Annotated in this window: 18 protein-coding genes and 1 pseudogene; 9 read left to right on the forward strand and 10 right to left on the reverse strand. The window is 62.0% G+C overall.

All coding sequences use genetic code 11. The annotated features are described in order from the left end of the window. Nucleotides 1-35: 35 nt before the first annotated feature. From hisI to M2394_RS12970, 9 genes and pseudogenes are all read left to right on the forward strand, one after another. Nucleotides 36-428 carry a phosphoribosyl-AMP cyclohydrolase gene (gene hisI, locus M2394_RS12935; RefSeq protein WP_178918579.1) on the forward strand — a complete coding sequence of 131 codons (393 nt, stop codon included), beginning with the start codon at nucleotides 36-38 and terminating at the stop codon, nucleotides 426-428. A 2-nt stretch (nucleotides 429-430) separates the two neighbouring features. Further along, nucleotides 431-763: a phosphoribosyl-ATP diphosphatase gene (locus tag M2394_RS12940; protein WP_003209299.1), complete on the forward strand. Its 333-nt coding sequence runs from the start codon at nucleotides 431-433 to the stop codon at nucleotides 761-763. Between the two features lie 25 nt (nucleotides 764-788). After that, complete coding sequence (locus M2394_RS12945) at nucleotides 789-1,067, forward strand: twin-arginine translocase TatA/TatE family subunit (RefSeq protein WP_003171180.1); 279 nt, start codon at nucleotides 789-791, stop codon at nucleotides 1,065-1,067. A 10-nt stretch (nucleotides 1,068-1,077) separates the two neighbouring features. Continuing rightward, entirely contained in the window at nucleotides 1,078-1,509 is a 432-nt protein-coding gene (gene tatB / locus M2394_RS12950) for a Sec-independent protein translocase protein TatB (protein WP_178918578.1), read from the forward strand. Then, nucleotides 1,506-2,297: a twin-arginine translocase subunit TatC gene (gene tatC / locus M2394_RS12955; RefSeq protein WP_176997247.1), complete on the forward strand. Its 792-nt coding sequence runs from the start codon at nucleotides 1,506-1,508 to the stop codon at nucleotides 2,295-2,297. Before tatB ends, tatC begins: the two co-directional genes overlap by 4 nt. Beyond that, nucleotides 2,294-3,001, forward strand: a complete 708-nt coding sequence (locus tag M2394_RS12960) for a 16S rRNA (uracil(1498)-N(3))-methyltransferase (RefSeq protein ID WP_178918577.1) — start codon at nucleotides 2,294-2,296, stop codon at nucleotides 2,999-3,001. Before tatC ends, M2394_RS12960 begins: the two co-directional genes overlap by 4 nt. Nucleotides 3,002-3,205: 204 nt before the next feature. Next, nucleotides 3,206-4,264, forward strand: a pseudogene (locus M2394_RS30485) (methyl-accepting chemotaxis protein); the annotation flags it as partial. Nucleotides 4,265-4,408: 144 nt separating this feature from the next. Next, the gene (locus tag M2394_RS30490) at nucleotides 4,409-5,122 is read left to right on the forward strand and encodes a methyl-accepting chemotaxis protein (RefSeq protein ID WP_405046574.1); all 714 of its coding nucleotides are present in this window, start codon (nucleotides 4,409-4,411) and stop codon (nucleotides 5,120-5,122) included. 148 nt (nucleotides 5,123-5,270) lie between these two features. Beyond that, complete coding sequence (locus tag M2394_RS12970; protein ID WP_259172739.1) at nucleotides 5,271-7,178, forward strand: methyl-accepting chemotaxis protein; 1,908 nt, start codon at nucleotides 5,271-5,273, stop codon at nucleotides 7,176-7,178. Nucleotides 7,179-7,181: 3 nt separating this feature from the next. On the opposite strand, the gene M2394_RS12975 is transcribed toward M2394_RS12970, so the two are convergent. From M2394_RS12975 to M2394_RS13020, 10 genes are all read right to left on the reverse strand, one after another. Further along, the gene (locus M2394_RS12975) at nucleotides 7,182-7,916 is read right to left on the reverse strand and encodes an amino acid ABC transporter ATP-binding protein (RefSeq protein ID WP_178918574.1); all 735 of its coding nucleotides are present in this window, start codon (nucleotides 7,914-7,916) and stop codon (nucleotides 7,182-7,184) included. Beyond that, nucleotides 7,909-8,868, reverse strand: coding sequence for an amino acid ABC transporter permease (locus M2394_RS12980; RefSeq protein ID WP_178918573.1), 960 nt, complete (start codon nucleotides 8,866-8,868; stop codon nucleotides 7,909-7,911). Before M2394_RS12980 ends, M2394_RS12975 begins: the two co-directional genes overlap by 8 nt. 181 nt (nucleotides 8,869-9,049) lie before the next feature. Then, the gene (locus tag M2394_RS12985; protein WP_060767882.1) at nucleotides 9,050-9,847 is read right to left on the reverse strand and encodes a transporter substrate-binding domain-containing protein; all 798 of its coding nucleotides are present in this window, start codon (nucleotides 9,845-9,847) and stop codon (nucleotides 9,050-9,052) included. Between the two features lie 219 nt (nucleotides 9,848-10,066). Next, the gene (locus tag M2394_RS12990; protein ID WP_178918572.1) at nucleotides 10,067-10,867 is read right to left on the reverse strand and encodes a transporter substrate-binding domain-containing protein; all 801 of its coding nucleotides are present in this window, start codon (nucleotides 10,865-10,867) and stop codon (nucleotides 10,067-10,069) included. A gap of 186 nt (nucleotides 10,868-11,053) precedes the next feature. Then, complete coding sequence (mdoH, locus tag M2394_RS12995) at nucleotides 11,054-13,624, reverse strand: glucans biosynthesis glucosyltransferase MdoH (protein ID WP_259172741.1); 2,571 nt, start codon at nucleotides 13,622-13,624, stop codon at nucleotides 11,054-11,056. Further along, entirely contained in the window at nucleotides 13,617-15,305 is a 1,689-nt protein-coding gene (locus M2394_RS13000) for a glucan biosynthesis protein G (protein WP_218646893.1), read from the reverse strand. The genes mdoH and M2394_RS13000 overlap by 8 nt, the downstream gene beginning before the upstream one ends. Nucleotides 15,306-15,629: 324 nt before the next feature. Beyond that, nucleotides 15,630-16,067, reverse strand: coding sequence for a D-aminoacyl-tRNA deacylase (gene dtd, locus M2394_RS13005; protein ID WP_259172743.1), 438 nt, complete (start codon nucleotides 16,065-16,067; stop codon nucleotides 15,630-15,632). Next, nucleotides 16,064-17,035, reverse strand: coding sequence for a prolyl aminopeptidase (gene pip, locus M2394_RS13010; RefSeq protein ID WP_178918568.1), 972 nt, complete (start codon nucleotides 17,033-17,035; stop codon nucleotides 16,064-16,066). The genes dtd and pip overlap by 4 nt, the downstream gene beginning before the upstream one ends. A gap of 103 nt (nucleotides 17,036-17,138) precedes the next feature. Beyond that, on the reverse strand, nucleotides 17,139-18,068 hold the full coding sequence (locus M2394_RS13015) for an alpha/beta hydrolase (RefSeq protein WP_259172744.1): 930 nt from the start codon (nucleotides 18,066-18,068) through the stop codon (nucleotides 17,139-17,141). A 138-nt stretch (nucleotides 18,069-18,206) separates the two neighbouring features. After that, complete coding sequence (locus M2394_RS13020; RefSeq protein ID WP_259172745.1) at nucleotides 18,207-19,154, reverse strand: choline ABC transporter substrate-binding protein; 948 nt, start codon at nucleotides 19,152-19,154, stop codon at nucleotides 18,207-18,209. Nucleotides 19,155-19,166: the final 12 nt, after the last annotated feature.

Genomic DNA, 19,166 nt, shown 5'->3' on the forward strand with positions numbered 1-19,166 from the left:
CGGTTATACACTGTCGCAAATTGCCGGAGCCGAACATGAAAGACTGGCTGGACGAGATCAAGTGGGACAGTGACGGCCTGGTGCCGGCCATTGCCCAGGACTACAAGACCGGGCGCGTGCTGATGATGGCCTGGATGAACCGCGAGGCCCTGAGCCTTACCGCCGCTGAGCAGCGCGCCATCTACTGGTCACGCTCGCGTGGCAAACTGTGGCGCAAGGGCGAAGAGTCCGGGCACGTGCAGACCCTGCACGAGATGCGCCTGGACTGCGACGCCGACGTGGTGATCCTGATGGTCGAGCAGATCGGCGACATCGCTTGCCACACTGGCCGTCACAGCTGCTTCTATCGCGTGTTCGAAAACGGCGAATGGAAGACCGTCGAGCCGGTGCTCAAAGACCCGCACGCCATCTACTCGGCAGGACACTGAACATGAGCGATACCCTGAACCGCGTGGCCCAGGTGCTGGAGGACCGCAAAGGCGCGGACGCCGACAGCTCCTATGTCGCCAGCCTGTATCACAAGGGCTTGAACAAGATCCTGGAAAAGCTCGGCGAAGAATCCGTCGAGACCATCATCGCCGCCAAGGACGCGCAAATCAGCGGCGACTGCAGCGATGTGATCTACGAAACCGCTGATTTGTGGTTCCACAGCCTGGTCATGCTTGCCCAACTGGGGCAGCATCCGCAGGCAGTGCTGGATGAACTGGACCGTCGCTTCGGCTTGTCCGGGCATGCCGAAAAGGCCTCGCGCCCGTCCGCCTGAATAACTTTCACAGAGGAATTGCAGCATGGGCATTTTTGACTGGAAACACTGGATCGTCATTCTGGTGGTGGTGGTACTGGTGTTCGGCACCAAGAAACTCAAGAACCTGGGCACTGACGTGGGCGAATCGATCAAGGGCTTCCGTAAAGCCATGAACGACGACGAGAAGCCTGCCGACCCGGCCGCCAACCCGGTTCCACCGGCGCAACCTGTGCACCCGCAGGCCACCCAGCCGATCACCGAGCGTCGTACCTTCGACGTGCAGGCTGAAAAAGTCGAAGAGCCGACCCGCAAAGACTCGTGAGCACTGACTAATGTTTGGTATCAGCTTCTCTGAACTGCTCCTCGTCGGCCTTGTTGCCCTGCTGGTGCTGGGGCCGGAACGCCTGCCCGGCGCCGCGCGCACGGCCGGCCTGTGGATCGGGCGCCTGAAACGCAGTTTCAACGCCATCAAACAGGAAGTTGAACGGGAAATCGGCGCCGACGAGATTCGTCGCCAACTGCACAACGAGCACATCCTTTCGTTGGAGCAGGAAGCGCGCAAGATTCTCTCCCCGGTGCAGGAGCCTGCCAAACCGGCCGAACCTGTGGCCGAGCAAAGCATCGCGCCGCCGCCCGTGGCCCAGGTGCCACCCGTGGTGGAACCCGCCCCGGCACCGGCCGCCCACAGCCCCACTGAGCCTGCGCCGGCGCCCGTCGCGGCGCCCGCTCCCCATGACCCTACATTGCCGCCGCGAGCCCCATGAGCGCTGATAAACCGGAAAACGACCAGCACATGCCGCTGGTCTCGCACCTCACCGAGCTGCGTACCCGCCTGCTGCGCTGTGTAGCGGCGATCTTCATCATCTTTGCCGGGCTGTTCGCCTTTACCCAGCAGATCTACACCTTCGTCTCCACGCCGCTACGCCAGTACCTGCCGGCTGGCGCGACGATGATCGCCACCGACGTGTCCTCGCCGTTCCTCACGCCGTTGAAGCTGACCATGATGGTGTCGCTGTTCCTGGCGATCCCGGTGATCCTGCACCAGATCTGGGGCTTTATCGCACCGGGCCTGTACAAGCATGAGAAGCGCATCGCGGTGCCGCTGCTGGTGTCGAGCATCCTGCTGTTCTACACCGGCATGGCGTTCGCCTACTTCCTGGTGTTCCCGTTGATCTTCAAGTTCTTCGCCGCGGCCACCCCGGCCGGCGTGGAAATGATGACCGACATCACCAGCTACCTCGACTTCGTGATGACGCTGTTCTTCGCCTTTGGCGTGGCCTTCGAAATCCCCGTGGCCGTGGTGCTGCTGGTGTGGATCGGCGTGGTCGACGTCAAGTACCTGAAGAAGATCCGCCCGTACGTGATCATCGGCTGCTTCGTGGTCGGCATGATCCTCACGCCGCCGGACATCTTCTCGCAGACGTTGCTGGCCGTGCCGATGTGGATGCTGTTCGAGATCGGCATCCTGTTCGGCAGCCTGATCAGCAAGCGTGGCGACCACCCGGATGACCAGCCTGCCGACGACGACCAGCCGCCAGCGACCCAGCCGTGAACCTGCTGTTACTGGAAGAGGCCGACTTCATTGCGGCCGACCGTGTGGTGCTGCGTGACCGGCGCCTGGTGCACATGCAGGAAGTCCACCGTGCGGCCGTCGGCGACAGCCTGCGCGTCGGCCGCATTGGCGGGTTGATGGGCAATGCCCAGTTGCTGCGCCTGGACGCCGGCGAAGCCGAACTGCAAGTGAGCTTCGACCAACCGCCGCCCGCCAAACTGCCCTTGACCCTGCTGCTGGCCCTGCCGCGCCCGAAGATGCTGCGTCGGGTGCTGCAGACCGTGGCCGCCATGGGCGTGCCAAAGGTGGTGCTGGTCAACAGCTATCGCGTCGAGAAGAGCTTCTGGCAGACCCCATTCCTGGAGCCTGAGGCGATCCGTGAGCAACTGATCCTCGGCCTGGAACAGGCACGCGACACGGTGCTGCCCGAGATCATCATCGAAAAGCGCTTCAAGCCGTTCGTCGAAGACCGCCTGCCGGCCATGGCCGAAGGCACCCTGGGGCTGATCGGCCACCCGGGCGACTACCCGGCGTGCCCGCGTGGGCTGGACGAGCCGGTCACCCTGGCCATCGGCCCGGAAGGCGGATGGATCCCCTACGAAGTCGACCTGCTGGCCAAGGCCGGCCTGCAACCGGTGCAGCTTGGCGCACGCATCCTGCGCGTCGAAACCGCCGTCACCGCCCTGCTCGCCCGCCTCTTCTAACCACCCATCGACCCCTGTGGGAGCCAGCTTGTGTGGGAGCTGGCTTGCCTGCGATAGCGGTGTATCAGCCAGCCGACCTGTGACTGATGCACCGCTATCGCGGGCAAGCCCGCTCCCACAGTGAATCTCTGTCGCTACAGAATCTTCCTACGCAGCCGATAGCCTTTGAATAAGTCCAAGCCTTGTTCCAAAGGAGATTGCAGCATGTATCGTCTGTTAGCCGAAAAACTGGGGAATGTGAGCGTCAATCGAAAGCTGGCCATTGGCTTTGGCTTGGTGTTGATCCTGACGCTGTTGATCACCTTCACCGGTTGGACCGGCCTGGGCGATGTGACCAGTCGCGGCGATAAACTGGGCTTTATCTCCAGCCTCAACGGCCTGACCAAGGACCTGCGCCTGGCGCGCCTGGACTTCGAGACCCGTCGCGGCGAGCAAGGCACAGGCGCCGTCAACGACCTGATAGCCAAGCTGGACAGCGGCCTGAAAACCGCCGAAACCCTGATCGAGCAACCCGACGACAAGGCTCTGGTTGAACAGCAACTGGACGCCCTCAACCAATACAAAAAAGCCTTCGGCGCCATGGTGCAGGCCGGCCTCAAGCGTGAAGGCGCACGCAGCAAGCTCGGTGACACCGCCGACAACGCCGTGGCCAAGATCAACGAGATTGAAAAAGCCCTGTTGCAAGGCGACAGCGTCACCCAGTTCAATAGCGTGGTCGACCTGAGCAAGTTGATCCAGCAATCGCGCTTCCAGGTCCGCGGCTACACCTACAGCGGCAAGACCGACGCTGAACAGCCCGCGCTCGACGCCATCGACAACGCCCTGAAGAAAATCACTGAGCTGCAAGGCCAATTGCCCGAGCCGTACCAGGCCAACCTGCAAGAGGCCGGTGTGTCGTTGCAGGCCTACCGTGCCGCCGTCAGCCAATACCGTGATTCTCAAACAGCCAGCGCAGCCGCCTTGGTCGTCATGACCGCCCAGGGCGATATCCTGTTGGGCAACAGCGACAAACTCACCGTCTCCCAAACCGTGGTGCGTGATACCGATGCTGCGCAGGCCAAGAACCTGTTGCTGCTGGCGACCGCCCTGGCGCTGATCTTCGGCATGGTCGCCGCCTGGGCCATCACCCGTCAGATCGTCATCCCGCTGAACCAGACCCTCAAGGTCGCCGAGCAGGTCGCCTCGGGCGACCTGAGTCACAACCTCGACTCGCTGCGCCAGGACGAACTGGGCCAGTTGCAACGCGCCATGCAAAGCATGACCGTAGGCCTGCGCGAATTGATCGGCGGCATCAGCGACGGCGTCACCCAGATCGCCAGCGCCGCCGAGCAACTGTCGGCCGTGACGGAGCAGACCAGCGCCGGGGTCAACAGCCAGAAGGTCGAGACCGACCAGGTGGCCACCGCCATGAACGAAATGGCCGCCACCGTGCAAGAAGTGGCGCGTAACGCCGAGGAGGCCTCCGAAGCCGCCGTGGCCGCCGATCAGCAGGCCCGTGAAGGCGACAAGGTGGTCGGCGAAGCCATCGCCCAGATCGAACGCCTGGCCACCGAGGTGGGCCATTCCACCGAGGCCATGGGCCACCTGCAGCGTGAAAGCGACAAGATCGGCAGCGTGCTCGACGTGATCAAGTCAGTAGCCCAGCAAACCAACCTGCTGGCCCTCAACGCAGCGATTGAAGCCGCCCGTGCCGGTGAGGCGGGGCGAGGCTTCGCCGTGGTGGCCGACGAGGTGCGCAGCCTCGCACAACGCACCCAGAAGTCCACCGAAGAGATCGAGGAGCTGATCGTCGGCCTGCAAAGCGGCACCCAGCAGGTGGCAACGATCATGGACAACAGCCGCGGCCTCACCGACAGCAGCGTCGAACTGACCCGCCGTGCCGGCGATGCGCTGGGCAATATCACCCGTACGGTCTCGACCATCCAGGCGATGAACTCGCAGATCGCCACCGCCGCCGAGCAACAAAGCGCCGTGGCCGAAGAGATCAACCGCAGCGTGTTGAATGTGCGCGACGTGTCTGAGCAAACCTCGTCAGCCAGCGAGGAGACCGCAGCGTCGAGCGCCGAGCTCGCGCGCCTGGGCATCTACCTGCAAACCCTGGTCGGGCGCTTCCGCGTCTGACCCGCTGTACGCGGCGACCGCTCCCGGCCGCCGCGTGCCAGCAACTTGTGAAATCTCCTACGCGCTTATCATCCCTCCATGCCCCCCGCCCGCCCTCGAATCGAATTAGCGTCAGCACTGAACGCTTTGTCTGATTCGGAGGCTCCCCATGTTTCGTCGGCTGACCCGCCTGCTGGGCAATGCCAGTGTCACGCTCAAACTGATCCTGGGCTTTGGCCAGGTGCTGATCCTCAGCCTTATCATCGCGATCACCGGTTGGCAGGCGCTGAGCGCTGCGCTTGACCGCTCAGGCAACCTGACCGTGCTGGGCAAGCTGACCGCCGTTGCGCAGGCCATGCGGGCCGATCGCATCGTGTATCGCACCCTCACCGATACGGCCAGCCTGGACAAAATGCACCGCCAGATCGAAACGATCGACCAGCAACTGGCCTATCTCTCCAGCCGACTCAAAGACCCGGACGACCTGTCACGCGCGCAACAAGCCATTGAGCTGGTCAATGCATTCAAAACCGCGCTGACACAACTGCCGCCCTTGATCGAACATCGAGAGAACACCCGCAGCCCGGTGCAAAAAACTGCGCTCCAGGCCAGCGACACGTTGGCCCAACTGGCCAGCGAATTGCCCGACCAGCACGATCAGACCGCCTTGGACGCCATCGAGAACCTGCGCCAGGCCATCGCCCAGGCCGAGCAACGCGCCCAACGCCCGGCCTGGTCCGCCGAATCGTTGCAAGCTTACGCACACAGCATCAGCCAGACCCTCGACGCCCTGGAAACGGCGCTGGCTGCAGTGACTGCGCTTCCTGTGGACGCCACGGTGCTCAAGGTGGACCTGGCGGCGTACCGCACGCAACTCACCGCGCTCAAGGACGCCCAGCTCAGCACCGAAGCCGTGCAAAATCGCTTTGAGCAGCAGCTCAACAGACTGCTTGAGCAGAGCGAGCAATTGAGCCAGGACCAAGTGCTCAAGGGCGACAATGACGCACGCCAGACACACACGCTGCTGGTGTGCATCACCCTCGCGGCCTTGGTGCTGGGCAGCCTTGCTGCGTGGTGGATCGCCCGGCAAATCGTGGTGCCGCTGCGTAAAACCCTGGCCGCTGCCAACCGCATCGCCGACGGCGACCTGAGCCATACCCTTCAAGACGAGCGCCGTGATGAGCTCGGCCAACTGCAACAGAGCATCGCCCAGATGACCCAGAACCTGCGCAGCCTGATCAGTGGTATCGGCGACAGCGCCCGGCAAGTCGCGAGTGCTGCCACACAGTTGTCGACGGCGGCCGAGCAGACGCGTGCCGGGATCAACAACCAGCGCGACGAAACCGATCAGGTCGCCACGGCAATGAACCAGATGCTCGCCACCGCCCAGGAAGTCGCTCGGCATGCCGAACACGCCTCGACGGCGGCCACTGAGGCCGACAGGCAAGCTGGCACCGGCGACAAGGTGGTAACCCTGGCCATTGAGCAAATCGGTCAATTGGCCAGCGAAATGGCACGCTCCGGCCGCGCGATGCTGGCACTGCAACAAGAAAGCCAGAAGATCGGCAGCGTGCTGGACGTGATCAAGTCCGTGTCCCAGCAGACCAACCTGCTGGCCCTGAATGCCGCCATTGAAGCGGCGCGGGCCGGGCCGGCGGGCGAAGGGTTTGCGGTGGTGGCCGACGAGGTGCGCAGCCTGGCGCAGCGCACCCAGGAATCAGCCGAAGAGATCGAAGGGTTGATCCTGAGGCTGCACACGGGCACCCAGCAAGTCGCCGACATGATAGACAACAGCCGAAGCCTGACCGACTGCAGCGTGGGCCTGACCCGCGACGCGGGAGACGCCCTGGCCGCCATCGCCCGCACGGTGTCGGTCATCCAGGAAATGAACCCGCAGATCGCCGCTGCCGCCGAAGAGCAAAGCCTGGTGGCCGAGGACATCAATCGCAGCGTATTGAAGGTCAAGCAGGTGTCGGAACAGACAGCCGCCGCCAGCGACGAAACAGCCGCAGCCAGTACCCAGCTGACACAACTGAGCCTGAACCTGCAGACACTGGTCGGCAAGTTCAGGCTCTGAAGATCACAACACCTGGCGCAAAAATGCCTGGGCGCGAGGGTCTTTCGGCGCGTCGAAGAACTCGGCCGGGGCGGCGTCTTCGAGCAGCTTGCCATGGTCGAAGAACAGCACCCGGTCGGCCACTTCGCGGGCAAAGCCCATTTCATGGGTGACGCAGACCATGGTCATGCCTTCCAGGGCCAGGGTCTTCATCACGTCCAGGACTTCACCGACCATTTCTGGGTCCAGCGCCGAGGTGGGTTCGTCAAACAGCATCACCTTGGGGTCCATCGCCAGGGCCCGAGCAATGGCCACCCGTTGCTGCTGACCGCCAGAGAGGCGCGACGGAAACTCGTTGGCCTTCTGTGCGATGCCGACCTTTTCCAACAGGGCCAGGGCCTTGGCTTCGCGTTCTTTCTTGCTGCGCTTGCGCACGACCTTCTGGGCCAGGCACAGGTTTTCCAGCACAGTCATGTGGGGGAACAGGTTGAAATGCTGGAACACCATGCCGACTTCGCGGCGGTAGGCATTCACATCGGTCTTTGGGTCGGCCAGTTGCAGGCCGTCGATGCTCACCGAGCCCGAGTCGAATTCCTCCAGGCCATTGAGGCAGCGCAGGAACGTGGACTTACCGGAACCCGACGGGCCGATCACCACCAGCACTTCGCCCTTGGCCACTTGGGTGCTCACGTTGTCCACCGCGCGCACCACCTGCCCACGGGTGTCGAAGACTTTTACCAGATCGCGGACTTCAATCACTTTGCGCGAGCCTCCGCTCAAGCCGGCTGGCCATTTTCGACAGCGGCAGGTTGATCAGCAGGTACAGGCCTGCCACACAGAACAGGATTTCAAACGGCGAAAACGAGGTGGTGATCACTTCGCGGCCGCTCTTGAGCAGTTCGGTAATCGCGATCACCGAGACCAGCGAGGTGTCCTTCACCAGGCTGATAAATTGCCCGGCCAGGGGCGGCAACACGCGTTTGAAGGCTTGCGGCAACACCACATGGCGCATCGACTGGCTGGCACTCAGGCCCAGGGAACGAGCAGCTTCGTTCTGGCCACGGGTGATGGACTGCACGCCGGCCCGCACGATTTCCGCCACATAGGCACCGGTGAACAGCGACAGCGCCGCGATGCCGGCAAACTCCCGGGACAGGTTGAGCACCGTGCCGATAAAGAAATAGAAAATGAAGATCTGCACCAGCAGCGGCGTACCCCGCACCAGTTCGACGTAGATCGTCGACAGATCGCGCAACGTGGGGTTGCTGGACAAGCGGCACAGGCCGGTCGCCAAGCCGATCACCAGGCCCAGGATGCCGGACACCACCGACAACCACAGCGTGGTCCACAAACCCCACATCAACGGCCCCAGCGCCCACTGCCGGGTCACGCCGATCACGTCGCCTTCGGCCACGTCATCGCCGCGTGCCACTTGCAGGCTGTTGTCGGCAACGGTGAGCTTTTGCTCGGCGCCCGCGTCGTTGCGCAGGGTGACTTCAGCCACATCGCCTTTGCGCACCAGCTCAACCACAGTGGAGATGTCGGCCGCGCGTTGGGACGTTTCAGCCTGATAGGCGAAGTACTGCGGTACGCGGTTCCAGCGCCACTCGTAGGACATCAGCGACGTGGCGTAGTACAAGGCGCCAGCCAGGCCGACCAGCACGACCACGGTCAGCAGGTGCCAGGGCCATTGGGCTTTTTTCTGTTTCATTACTCAACATCCAAAAAAGTCTAAGGCAAGCGCCTTTGTGTAGTGAGCGGGCTTGCCCCGCGCTGGGTGGCGAAGCCGCCCTAAGACCAGACGCCGCGGTATTTCAGAAAGGCCGAGGTGTATGGATTTGGGGCGGCTTCGCCACCCAGCGCGGGGCAAGCCCGCTCACTACAAACCAGCCTTATTCCATGTCCTTGAGCCACTCGGAGCTCTTGAACCACTTGTCATGGATGCGATCGTAGGTGCCGTCGTTGCGGATCTGGTGCAGGAAGTTGTTGATGAAGTTGATGCTGTCGTAATCGCCTTTTTTCAGGCCGAACGCCAGGGGTTCGAAGGTGAAGGGTTCTTCGAGGAACACCAGCTTGCCGTTACCGACCTTTTTCTCGGCAACCACGTTGTACGGCGCGTCATACACAAAGGCATCAGCCTTGCCGTTGACCACGTCCAGCACGCCTTCCTGTTCGTTGTCGTAGCCGTGGTACTTGGCCTTGGAGATCAGCTTCTTGGCAACCATCTCGCCGGTGGTGCCCAGCTTGGAGGTCAGGCGGTATTTCTCGTCGTTCAGGTCTTTGTAGGACTTGATAGTGCCTTCCAGGTCCTTGCGGATCAGAAGGGTCTGGCCCACCACGATGAAGGGTTCGCTGAAGTTCAGACGCAGGTTGCGCTCCTGGGTCAGGGTCATGCCGCTGCCGATCATGTCGAACTTGCCGGTCAGGAAGGCCGGGATGATGCCGTCGTAACCGGTAGACACCAGCTCCAGCTTGACGCCCATGGACTTGGCCATGGCCTTGAGGATGTCGACTTCGAAGCCGATGATTTCACCGCGTTTGTCTGTCATTTCGAACGGCATGTAGGTCGGGTCCATACCGACTTTCAGCGTGCCGCGCTTGACTGCATCATCGATGGCGCCGGCCTGGGCCGCAGTGGCGGCAACCAATGCGGTGACGCCAAGCATCAGCATCGAAAGATACTTTTTCATCATCAAGTCCCCTGAACGATTCTTGTAAGGTCGGCGCATAAAAAGGGCTGCACCATTTCGGGGTGCGATCCTAACCCACTCGCCTCCCGTCACAAAGGTTTCACGGGTATTTGTTATCCGCGTATGTCGGAAAAGCCCCACAACGGTGCAGCGCAACGCAGATGTAGACGTGTTGCCGAACCGATCCTGCAAGCAATTGATGTGTAAGCAGTTATGACTTCAGTCGATTTCCGTCATCCAGTCGGTCTCCCTGAACCACTTGTCGTGCAACCGATCGTAGGTCCCATCCTGGGCCACTTGGTTGAGGAAATGGTTGATCCAGTTGACGCTGTCGTAATCGCCTTTTTTCAAGCCAAAAGCCAGCGGCTCGAAGGTGAAGGGCTGTTCAAGGGACAGCAGCGCGCTGTTTTCCGGCCTGGCCAGCGCGATCAGGTTGTAGGGGGCGTCGTGGATAAAAGCATCGGCCTTGCCCTCCACCACCTGCCTGACGCCGTCTTCCGGGTTCGCGAAACGGGTCACTTGTGCGGCCCCCAGGAATCGTCGCGCCGCCAACTCCCCCGTGGTGCCTTCGCTGACAGCGATGCGATAACCGGCTTCATCAAGGTCTTCTACGCTACCGACCCGACCGGCAACGCTGGGGTGCAGCAGTACGGTCTGGCCCACCACGATGAAGGAGTCGCTGAAGTTAAGCTTCAGGTTGCGCTCTTGGGTGACAGTCATGCCGCTGCCGATCAGGTCGAACTTCTTCGCCGCCAATCCCGGCAGCAGGTCGCCATAAGGCACAGCCACCAATTCAAGCTCAACACCCAGCGCCTGGCTCATGGCCTGGAGCAGATCGATCTCAAAGCCCACGATCTGCCCGTGTTTATCGATCATTTCGAAAGGCATGTAGGTGGGTGTGGTACCGACTTTCAGCACACCGCGCCGAACGGCGTCATCGATGGCCCCCGCCTGCGCAAGGCCCACCTGGATCAACGCGATAGCGCCGATCAACCATGCCGAACAATACCTGTTGATCATGAATCCCCCCGTAGCCGAATCAAATTTCGGGGGCGATCCTAACCCAGCCACGGGCACGACAATACGCCCTGATCCGGGGACTTTTGTTTCGAAATAACAAGGAGTTAGCGCCAACAGGAAGCGGCAGGAAACGCTGTAGGACCCGCGCTCAAAGCGCCCCCGAGAGGAACCCCGGGGGCGTCTGAATCAGGCCGTCTGGGCCTGCGGTGACTGCGGTTGCAGGGGCAGCAACGGCGCGTGCGGATCAGCCTTGATCGACTGGCGCCATGCGCCGAGCCACTCGGCATGCCCTTCGCTCCACACCTGCTCGTGCAGGCGGCCCAAGGCGACCGGGTCGCTGAGCAAGGCCAGGCGTTCACCGTTGTTGAGGCCGGCCGGGCCGACTTTCAACGCGTGGCGAACGCGCTCCAGGCGCAGGTACTCGATCGGCTCCGCCTCGCGGTGACGCGAAGTCGCCAAAGCACAGGCCAAGGCGTTCTGCTGCGGGTCGACCACTGAACGAATAAAGCCGTCGTTGAGCGCATGCCAACGGTTTTCGTGGGTGTACTTCTCGGTCGACAGCAGGGCTTGCGGCGGGTTGTATTCCTCAGGGATCAGGAACAGGCTCTCGTCGCGGGACTTGAGGCCCAGCTTGACCCGGCTGGAAATCACCGACACCGGAATCGACAGCATCAGCGAGCCGACAATCGGGATCAGCCACCACAGGAAGCTCGGGTTCAACCACACCACCAGCAGCGCCCAGAGGAAGCCCAGCACGGTCTGTGGGCCGTGACGCTTGACCGCCTCGCCCCACGGAGTGGAGTCATCGTCACGCTGCGGCGAATTCCAGGTCGCGGCCCAGCCGAGGAACGCGGCGAGCACGAAACGGGTGTGGAAGATCATCCGCACCGGTGCCAGCAGCATGGAGAACAGCATCTCCAGCAGCATCGACAAAGTGACTTTGAACTTGCCGCCGAACTCTTTGGCGCCCTTGGCCCAGATCAGGATGATGCTCAGCAACTTGGGCAGGAACAGCAGCACGATAGTGGTGGAGAACAGCGCCACCGCCTTGTCCGGGTGCCATTGCGGCCACAGTGGGTACAACTGGCGCGGGGCCATGAAGTACTGCGGCTCCATCAGGGTGTTCACCGCCAGCAGCGCGGTGGACAACACCAGGAAGAAGAACCACAACGGCGCCGACAGGTAGGACATCACGCCAGTCAGGAACACCGCGCGGTGCACCGGGTGCATGCCCTTGACCAGGAACAGGCGGAAGTTCATCAGGTTACCGTGGCACCAGCGACGGTCACGCTTGAGTTCGTCCAGCAGGTTCGGCGGCAGTTCTTCGTAGCTGCCCGGCAGGTCGTAGGCAATCCACACGCCCCAGCCGGCACGGCGCATCAGCGCGGCTTCAACGAAGTCGTGGGAAAGGATCGCACCGGCAAACGCACCTTTGCCCGGCAACGGCGCCAAGGCGCAGTGCTCGATGAACGGCTTCATGCGGATGATTGCGTTGTGACCCCAGTAGTGGGATTCACCCAGTTGCCAGAAGTGCAGGCCGGCAGTGAACAGCGGGCCATACACACGGGTGGCGAACTGCTGCATGCGCGCATACAGGGTGTCCATACCCGACGCACGGGGCGCGGTCTGGATAATCCCGGCATCCGGCGTGGCTTCCATCAGGCGCACCAGGCTGGTGAGGCATTCGCCGCTCATCACGCTGTCGGCGTCGAGCACCACCATGTACTTGTATTCACCGCCCCAACGACGGCAGAAGTCGTCGAGGTTGCCGCTCTTGCGTTTCACACGACGGCGACGGCGGCGATAGAAGATCTTGCCGAAACCACCGGCTTCGCGGCATACGTCGAGCCAGGCTTGCTGTTCGGCGATGCAGATGTCGGCGTCGTTACTGTCGCTGAGCACGAAGAAGTCGAAACGGTCCAGGTCGCCTGTGGCGGCCACCGATTCGAAGGTTGCACGCAAACCGGCGAATACCCGGGGTACGTCTTCGTTACAGATCGGCATCACCAGCGCGGTACGGGCGTCTTTCGGAATCGGCTCGTCACCGGCACTTTTACCGGAGATCCGGTATTTATCGTGACCGGTCAGCAGTTCCAGGAAGCCCATCAGCGCAGTCCAGAAACCGGCCGACACCCAGCAGAACAGGATCCCGAACATGATCAGGATGCTGGTTTGCAGGGCGTAAGGCAGCACCTGGGTGGCGGTTTGCAGCAGGGTCTGGTTGCGGATCTCGTCGAAGTCGACCAGCGACCAGCCCTGGTACGGCATGATGCCCTTCATATACCAGCCGGCCACAATGGTCTGGCCGAGCATCAGGATCAGCAGGATGTAACGGCGGATCGACCCCACGGTGCGCCAGCGCGCAGCCGGCAGCACACGCTCGTCTTTCGGCGGTTTGGGCGGATTGGTGCGACCGGTCAGGCGGCGCCAGCCGCGCACCAGGATATTGGTGCGCCATGGCTCGGGCACCACCTTGGTCCGACGGATCGGCGGCGTGGCCTTCAGGCACACCCGGCCACTGGCATCGAGCGCCAGCATTTCAGCGTCTTGCAGCTCTTCGGCGGTGCTGAGGGTCAGGCGCGTGCCCACCGACGCTTGCGCAGCGTCGGTCGGTGCGTCGAAAGTCTTGGACGACAGGCGTTCATGCAGCTCGCTGAAGGACGTGCAGCCCGCCAGTTCGGCGCGCTGCTCGGCGGTCATCGGGAGGTGCGCCAGGTACTCGGACAGAGTCTCTGGCGTGGCTTGAGAATTACTCATCGGCAGGCAACTGATAGCTCCAGGTCTCGGTCAGGACTTGTTCGGTCTTTTCCGGCTCCGGTGTGGCTGGGGCAGCTTCTGGCTGCTTGGCTTCCTTGTCTTTTGCATCTTTGGCGTCTTTCTTGGCCTGTTTCTCGTGTTGCTTGGCCAGGACCTTGTCGGCCTTGAGCACTTGGGTCGAGACCTTCTCAGGCTCCGGCTTCACGATATCCTGGACCAGGGCCGCACGCATCTCGGTCGGCTTGCCGGCGTCCTTGATCTTCATGCGCAGGGTCAGGCGCCAGCCTTTGGTGTGCTCGTTGTAGCGCACGCTGTTTTCAACGACTTCGGCGTTATCACCCACGCTGACCTGGCTGCGCACCGGGGCGTCCGATGGCAAGGCCTTGAGGGACGGGCCCTCGAAGTCCACCAGGTAGGCCACGCTGCCGTCAGGCTGGCGGATCAGGTTGGATTGCTTCACGTCACCGGTGGAACGCAGGGTCTGCTTGACCCAGGCGCTGTCGGCCGGGTGCAGGGCTTTTTCGTCCATGGTCCAGTGCAGGCGGTAGCTGACATCCAGCGGCTCGCCGACTTTCGGCAGCTCGGCCGGGCTCCAGAACGCAACGATGTTGTCGTTGGTTTCATCGGCGGTCGGGATCTCTACCAGGTCGACGGAACCCTTGCCCCAGTCGCCTTCAGGCTCGATCCAGGCGCTCGGGCGCTTGTCGTAGTTGTCGTCGAGGTCTTCGTAGTGGCTGAAGTCGCGACCCCGTTGCAACAGGCCGAATCCACGCGGGTTTTCCACGCTGAAATTGCTGACCGACAGGTGTTTAGGGTTGTTCAGGGGGCGCCAGATCCACTCGCCGTTGCCGGCATGGATCGACAGGCCGCTGGAGTCATGCAGCTCGCGACGGTAGTTGAGGACCTTGGACGGCTGGTTCGCGCCGAACAGGTACATGCTGGTCAACGGGGCAACGCCCAGCTTGCTGACCTTGTCGCGCAGGAACATCTGGGATTTGACGTCGACGATGGTGTCGCTGCCCGGACGCAGGGTCAGGCGGTAGGCGCCCGTGGCCCGTGGCGAATCCAGCAGGGCGAAGATCACCAGCTGCTTCTCACCCGGTTTCGGACGCTCGATCCAGAATTCGGTGAAACGCGGGAATTCTTCGCCGGACGGCAATGCCGTGTCGATCGCCATGCCGCGGGCGGACAGGCCATAGGACTGGCCCTTGCCCACGACGCGGAAGTAGCTGGCGCCGAGCATGGTCATGATTTCGTCTTGCTTGTCGGCCTTGTTGATCGGGTACAGCACACGAAAGCCGGCGTAACCCAGCTGCTCGGTGGCTTTAGGATCGAACTTCACGTCGCCGAAATCGAAGCGAGTCGGGTCGTACTTGATTTCCTGGACGCTGTCGGCGGTGACTTCGTTGATCTTCACCGGCGTGTCGAAGTGCATGCCCTGGTGATAGAAGGACAGCTTGAACGGCGTGTTCTGATCGGCCCACTCGGCTTTTTCGTTGCGGAAACGAATCTTCTGGTAGTCAGCGAATTTCATTTCGCGGAATTCGTTCGGCAGATTGCTGCGCGGAGCTTCGTATTTCTGCCCGGCCAGCTCTTTTGCCTTGGCCGACACATCATCCAGACTGAATGCCCACAGTTGACCCGCGCCGAACAGGCAAAACAGGGCGGAGCCCGTCACCAGTGCGTTTCGTAACCGTTTGGCAGACAATTTTGGTGCATTACAGGGACTAACAATCACGAGCAACCCTCGCCGAAAACAGATCAAAAAACCAACGGCCAGCTATCTATATGCCAGGTTGGCGAGCATTGTTCCGACTCCCCTGGGGCAAAATGATTCCCCATTGGCTATCGGACAAGTCTCTACCTAAGTCAAAAATGGACCAAACAACGCTGATCCCCGTAGCGCGCGATTATCTAGTAGCCCGCGAAACAACGCATCAGGGACAACGAAGTATTTGTAGCGAAACCCTGCGTTTTTAGGCATTAAAAGTCGTTTTTAATACATTCACGTCTGCAAGAGGAAGGTCACAGGGCCATCATTGACCAAATTCACCTGCATATCAGCGCCAAAACGCCCCGACGCCACCTTGCCATGCAATTGTTGCGCTTGTAACAGCAAGTGATCGAAAAGCGCTGCTCCCAGGGCCGGGGGGGCCGCTGTGGAGAAGCTTGGCCGCAGCCCGCTCTTGGTATCCGCCGCCAGGGTGAACTGCGACACCAGCAGCAAACCGCCGCCGATGTCCTTCAAGGACAGGTTCATCTTGCCCTCGTCGTCGCTGAACACCCGATAGTTAAGCAGCTTGTGCAACAGTTTGTCGGCGCTCTCGGGCGTATCGCCCGGCTCGACGGCTACCAACACCAGCAAACCCTGGTCAATCGCCCCGACCACTTCGCCCGCGACTTCGACCCGGGCGCCGCGCACCCTTTGTAACAACCCCTTCATGCTTCTTCTGGCGGCAGATCAAGCAGGCGCCGTGCCATTTCGCCGGTTGCGCGCACCAGCGCATCGGTGATGCCCGGCTCGGACGCGGCATGGCCGGCCTCGCGGATCACCTGCAGCTCACTGTTGGGCCACGCCTGGTGCAATTCCCAGGCGTTATCCAGCGGGCAAATCATATCGTAGCGCCCGTGAATGATGACGCCAGGCAGATGGGCGATCTTGTGCATATCGCGAATCAGCTGGTTCGGCTCCAGGAAGGAGTTGTTGGTGAAGTAGTGGCACTCGATGCGCGCGATGGACAGCGCCCGCTGGGGTTCGGCAAAACGCTCCACCTGCGCCTGGTTCGGGCACAGGCCCAGCATGCGACCTTCCCAGGTGGACCATGCCTTGGCCGCGTGCATCTGGGCAATCTGGTCGTTGCCGATCAGGCGCTTGTGGTAGGCGCCGAGCAGGTCGTGCCGCTCATCCTGCGGGATCGGCGCCAGATAGTCCTGCCAGTAGTCCGGGAACATACGGCTGGCACCGGTCTGGTAGAACCACTCAATGTCCTGGGGCCGGGCGAGGAAAATGCCGCGCACGATCAGGCCGAGCACGCGCTCCGGATGGGTTTGCGCGTAGGCCAGGGCCAGGGTCGAGCCCCAGGAACCGCCAAACAGCACCCACTTGTCGATGCCCAGGTGCTCGCGGATGCGCTCCATGTCGGCGACCAGGTCCCAGGTGGTGTTGTTTTCCAGGTTGGCGCGGGGCGTGGAGCGCCCGCAGCCACGCTGGTCAAAGGTGACGATGTGGTAAAGGTTCGGGTCGAAATAGCAGCGGCTGTTGGCGTCGCAACCGGAGCCGGGGCCACCATGGATGAATACGACGGGCAAGCCTTCGGGGGAGCCACTTTCATCGACGTACAGGGTGTGGATGTCATCGACGGCCAGATCGTGCCGGGCGTAGGGTTTGATCTGCGGGTACCAAGTCTGCATTGCGCGCTCCGTAGGGTGTCGGGTTCATCCCTGGGGGGACGTCTATTATTTTGCCGTCTGGCACTATAAACCCGAATTGTGCAATGAGCATGTCCTTGAGCACTTAGACCTGTGTCAGCCCTTCGCTCCTCAGGTAATACAACAGGTAGTCATAAAGCCGGTCCACTTCCGGTACTTGCCCACGCGCGCGCAGGCAGCCATGGACCAGGCCTTTCCCCGGATACAGCACCGCATCGCCCCCTGCCCCGCGCAAGCGCTCGGCATACAGCATGCCGTCATCGCGCAGCGGGTCGAACTGGGCCACGGCGATCAGCGCCTTGGGCAACCCGCCGAAATCCTTGGCCAGCAGCGGCATGGCATACGGCGACGGCGGGTTGGCCCCCTGCAGGTAAAGCGCCAGGTACGACTCGGTGTCGGCACTGCTGAGCAAGGGCGCATCCCTGCAATCACGGCGCGAGGGCAAATCGGCCGGGCCGCCCAGCCCCGGGTAGATCAAGACCTGGGCACGGGGCAGCGGCTGGCTGTCATCGCGCAAGCCCAGGCACAAGGCCGCGGCCAGGTTTCCGCCGGCACTGTCACCGACCACCGCCAGGCGCCGCAGGTCAATCGGCTGCGGCGCCTCGCTCGCCTGAATCGCTTGCCACACGGCCCGGCAATCCTCGTAGGCGGCCGGAAACGGATACTCGGGCGCCAGCCGATAATCGATGGCGATCACCAGCACGTTGAGGGCCTTGGCCAGTTCGAAGCAGATGAAATCGTGGGAATCCAGGCCGCCGACGGCCCAGCCGCCACCGTGCATATAAAGGAGGCAGGGCCAGCCTTCGGAAGGCGCGGGTGCCTCAGGCAGGTAGCTGCGTACGCCGACATCGCCGAGGCAGAAGTCCTCGATGAACAGGCCTTCTGGCCGTGGCGGGGTGAATGCGCGGCACATGCGGTCATAGTTCTGGCGCAAACCGGCCAGGGATGAGTCATCGCTGGTGAAGGATTCGGTTTTGGCGACAAAGGCAGCAAGCTGCGGAGAAATTGGATACATGCGCGAATATCCCTATCAGTGAAGATCAAACTGTGGGAGCGGGCTTGCTCGCGAAGGCGGTGTATCAGCCATAAATGAATTGACTGACACACCGCCTTCGCGAGCAAGCCCGCTCCCACATTTGGATATGTGCTCTGCTCAGGGTTTCAGGCTGGCCTGTACGGCCGCCACGCCATCCTTGCCATCAAATGCCGTAACGCCGGCCAGCCAGCGCTGCAAATCCTCGGGATGATCACGCAACCATTGCTTGGCCACATCCTGCGGCGATTGGCGCTCCATGATCGGCACCATCAGCTGGCTTTCCTGGGCAGCGGTGAAGGTGAGGTTTTCCAGCAAGCGGTTGGCATTCGGGCAGCGCTCGGCAAAGTCCGGCGCGGTGACGGTGGACACGGTGGCGCGGCCTTCGTCGGGGCCAAACACGTCTTCACTGCCGGTGAGGTAGGTCATTTTCATGTTGATGTTCATCGGGTGCGGGGTCCAGCCGACGAACACCACGAATTCCTTGCGGTTCACCGCACGTTGCACCGCCGCCAGCATGCCCGCTTCACCAGAGGCCACCAGCTTGAAGCCGCCGAGGCCGAAATGGTTGGTGTCGATCATTTTCTGGATATCGGTGTTGGCACCGCTGCCAGGCTCGATCCCATAGATCTTGCCGCCCAGCTTGTCCTTGAAGCGGGCGATGTCGGCGAAGGTCTTCAGGCCCGCATCAGCCACGTACTGCGGCACGGCCAGGGTGGCCTGGGCATCGGCCAGGCTGGGTTTGTCAAAGACCTTGACCTGCTTGGCGGCCAGGAACGGCGCGATGTTGTTGTCCATCGCCGGCTTCCAGTAGCCGAGGAAGATATCCAGGCGCTTGTCGCGGATGCCGGCAAAGATGATCTGCTGCACCGCGCTGGTCTGCTTGCTGTCGTAACCCAGACCGTTAAGCAGTACGTCGGCCATGCCGGAGGTGGCGATCACGTCAGTCCAGCTGACCACGCCCATACGGATGCTTTTGCAGGAGGCCGGTTCGGCGGCCATGGCTTGGGCACTGAGCAGTGCCGCGCCGGTGAGGGTCAACAGGTAACGGTTGAACAGTCTTTTCATGAAAGAGGTCTC

The organism is Pseudomonas sp. BIGb0164 (assembly GCF_024810135.1).
Classification (GTDB): domain Bacteria; phylum Pseudomonadota; class Gammaproteobacteria; order Pseudomonadales; family Pseudomonadaceae; genus Aquipseudomonas.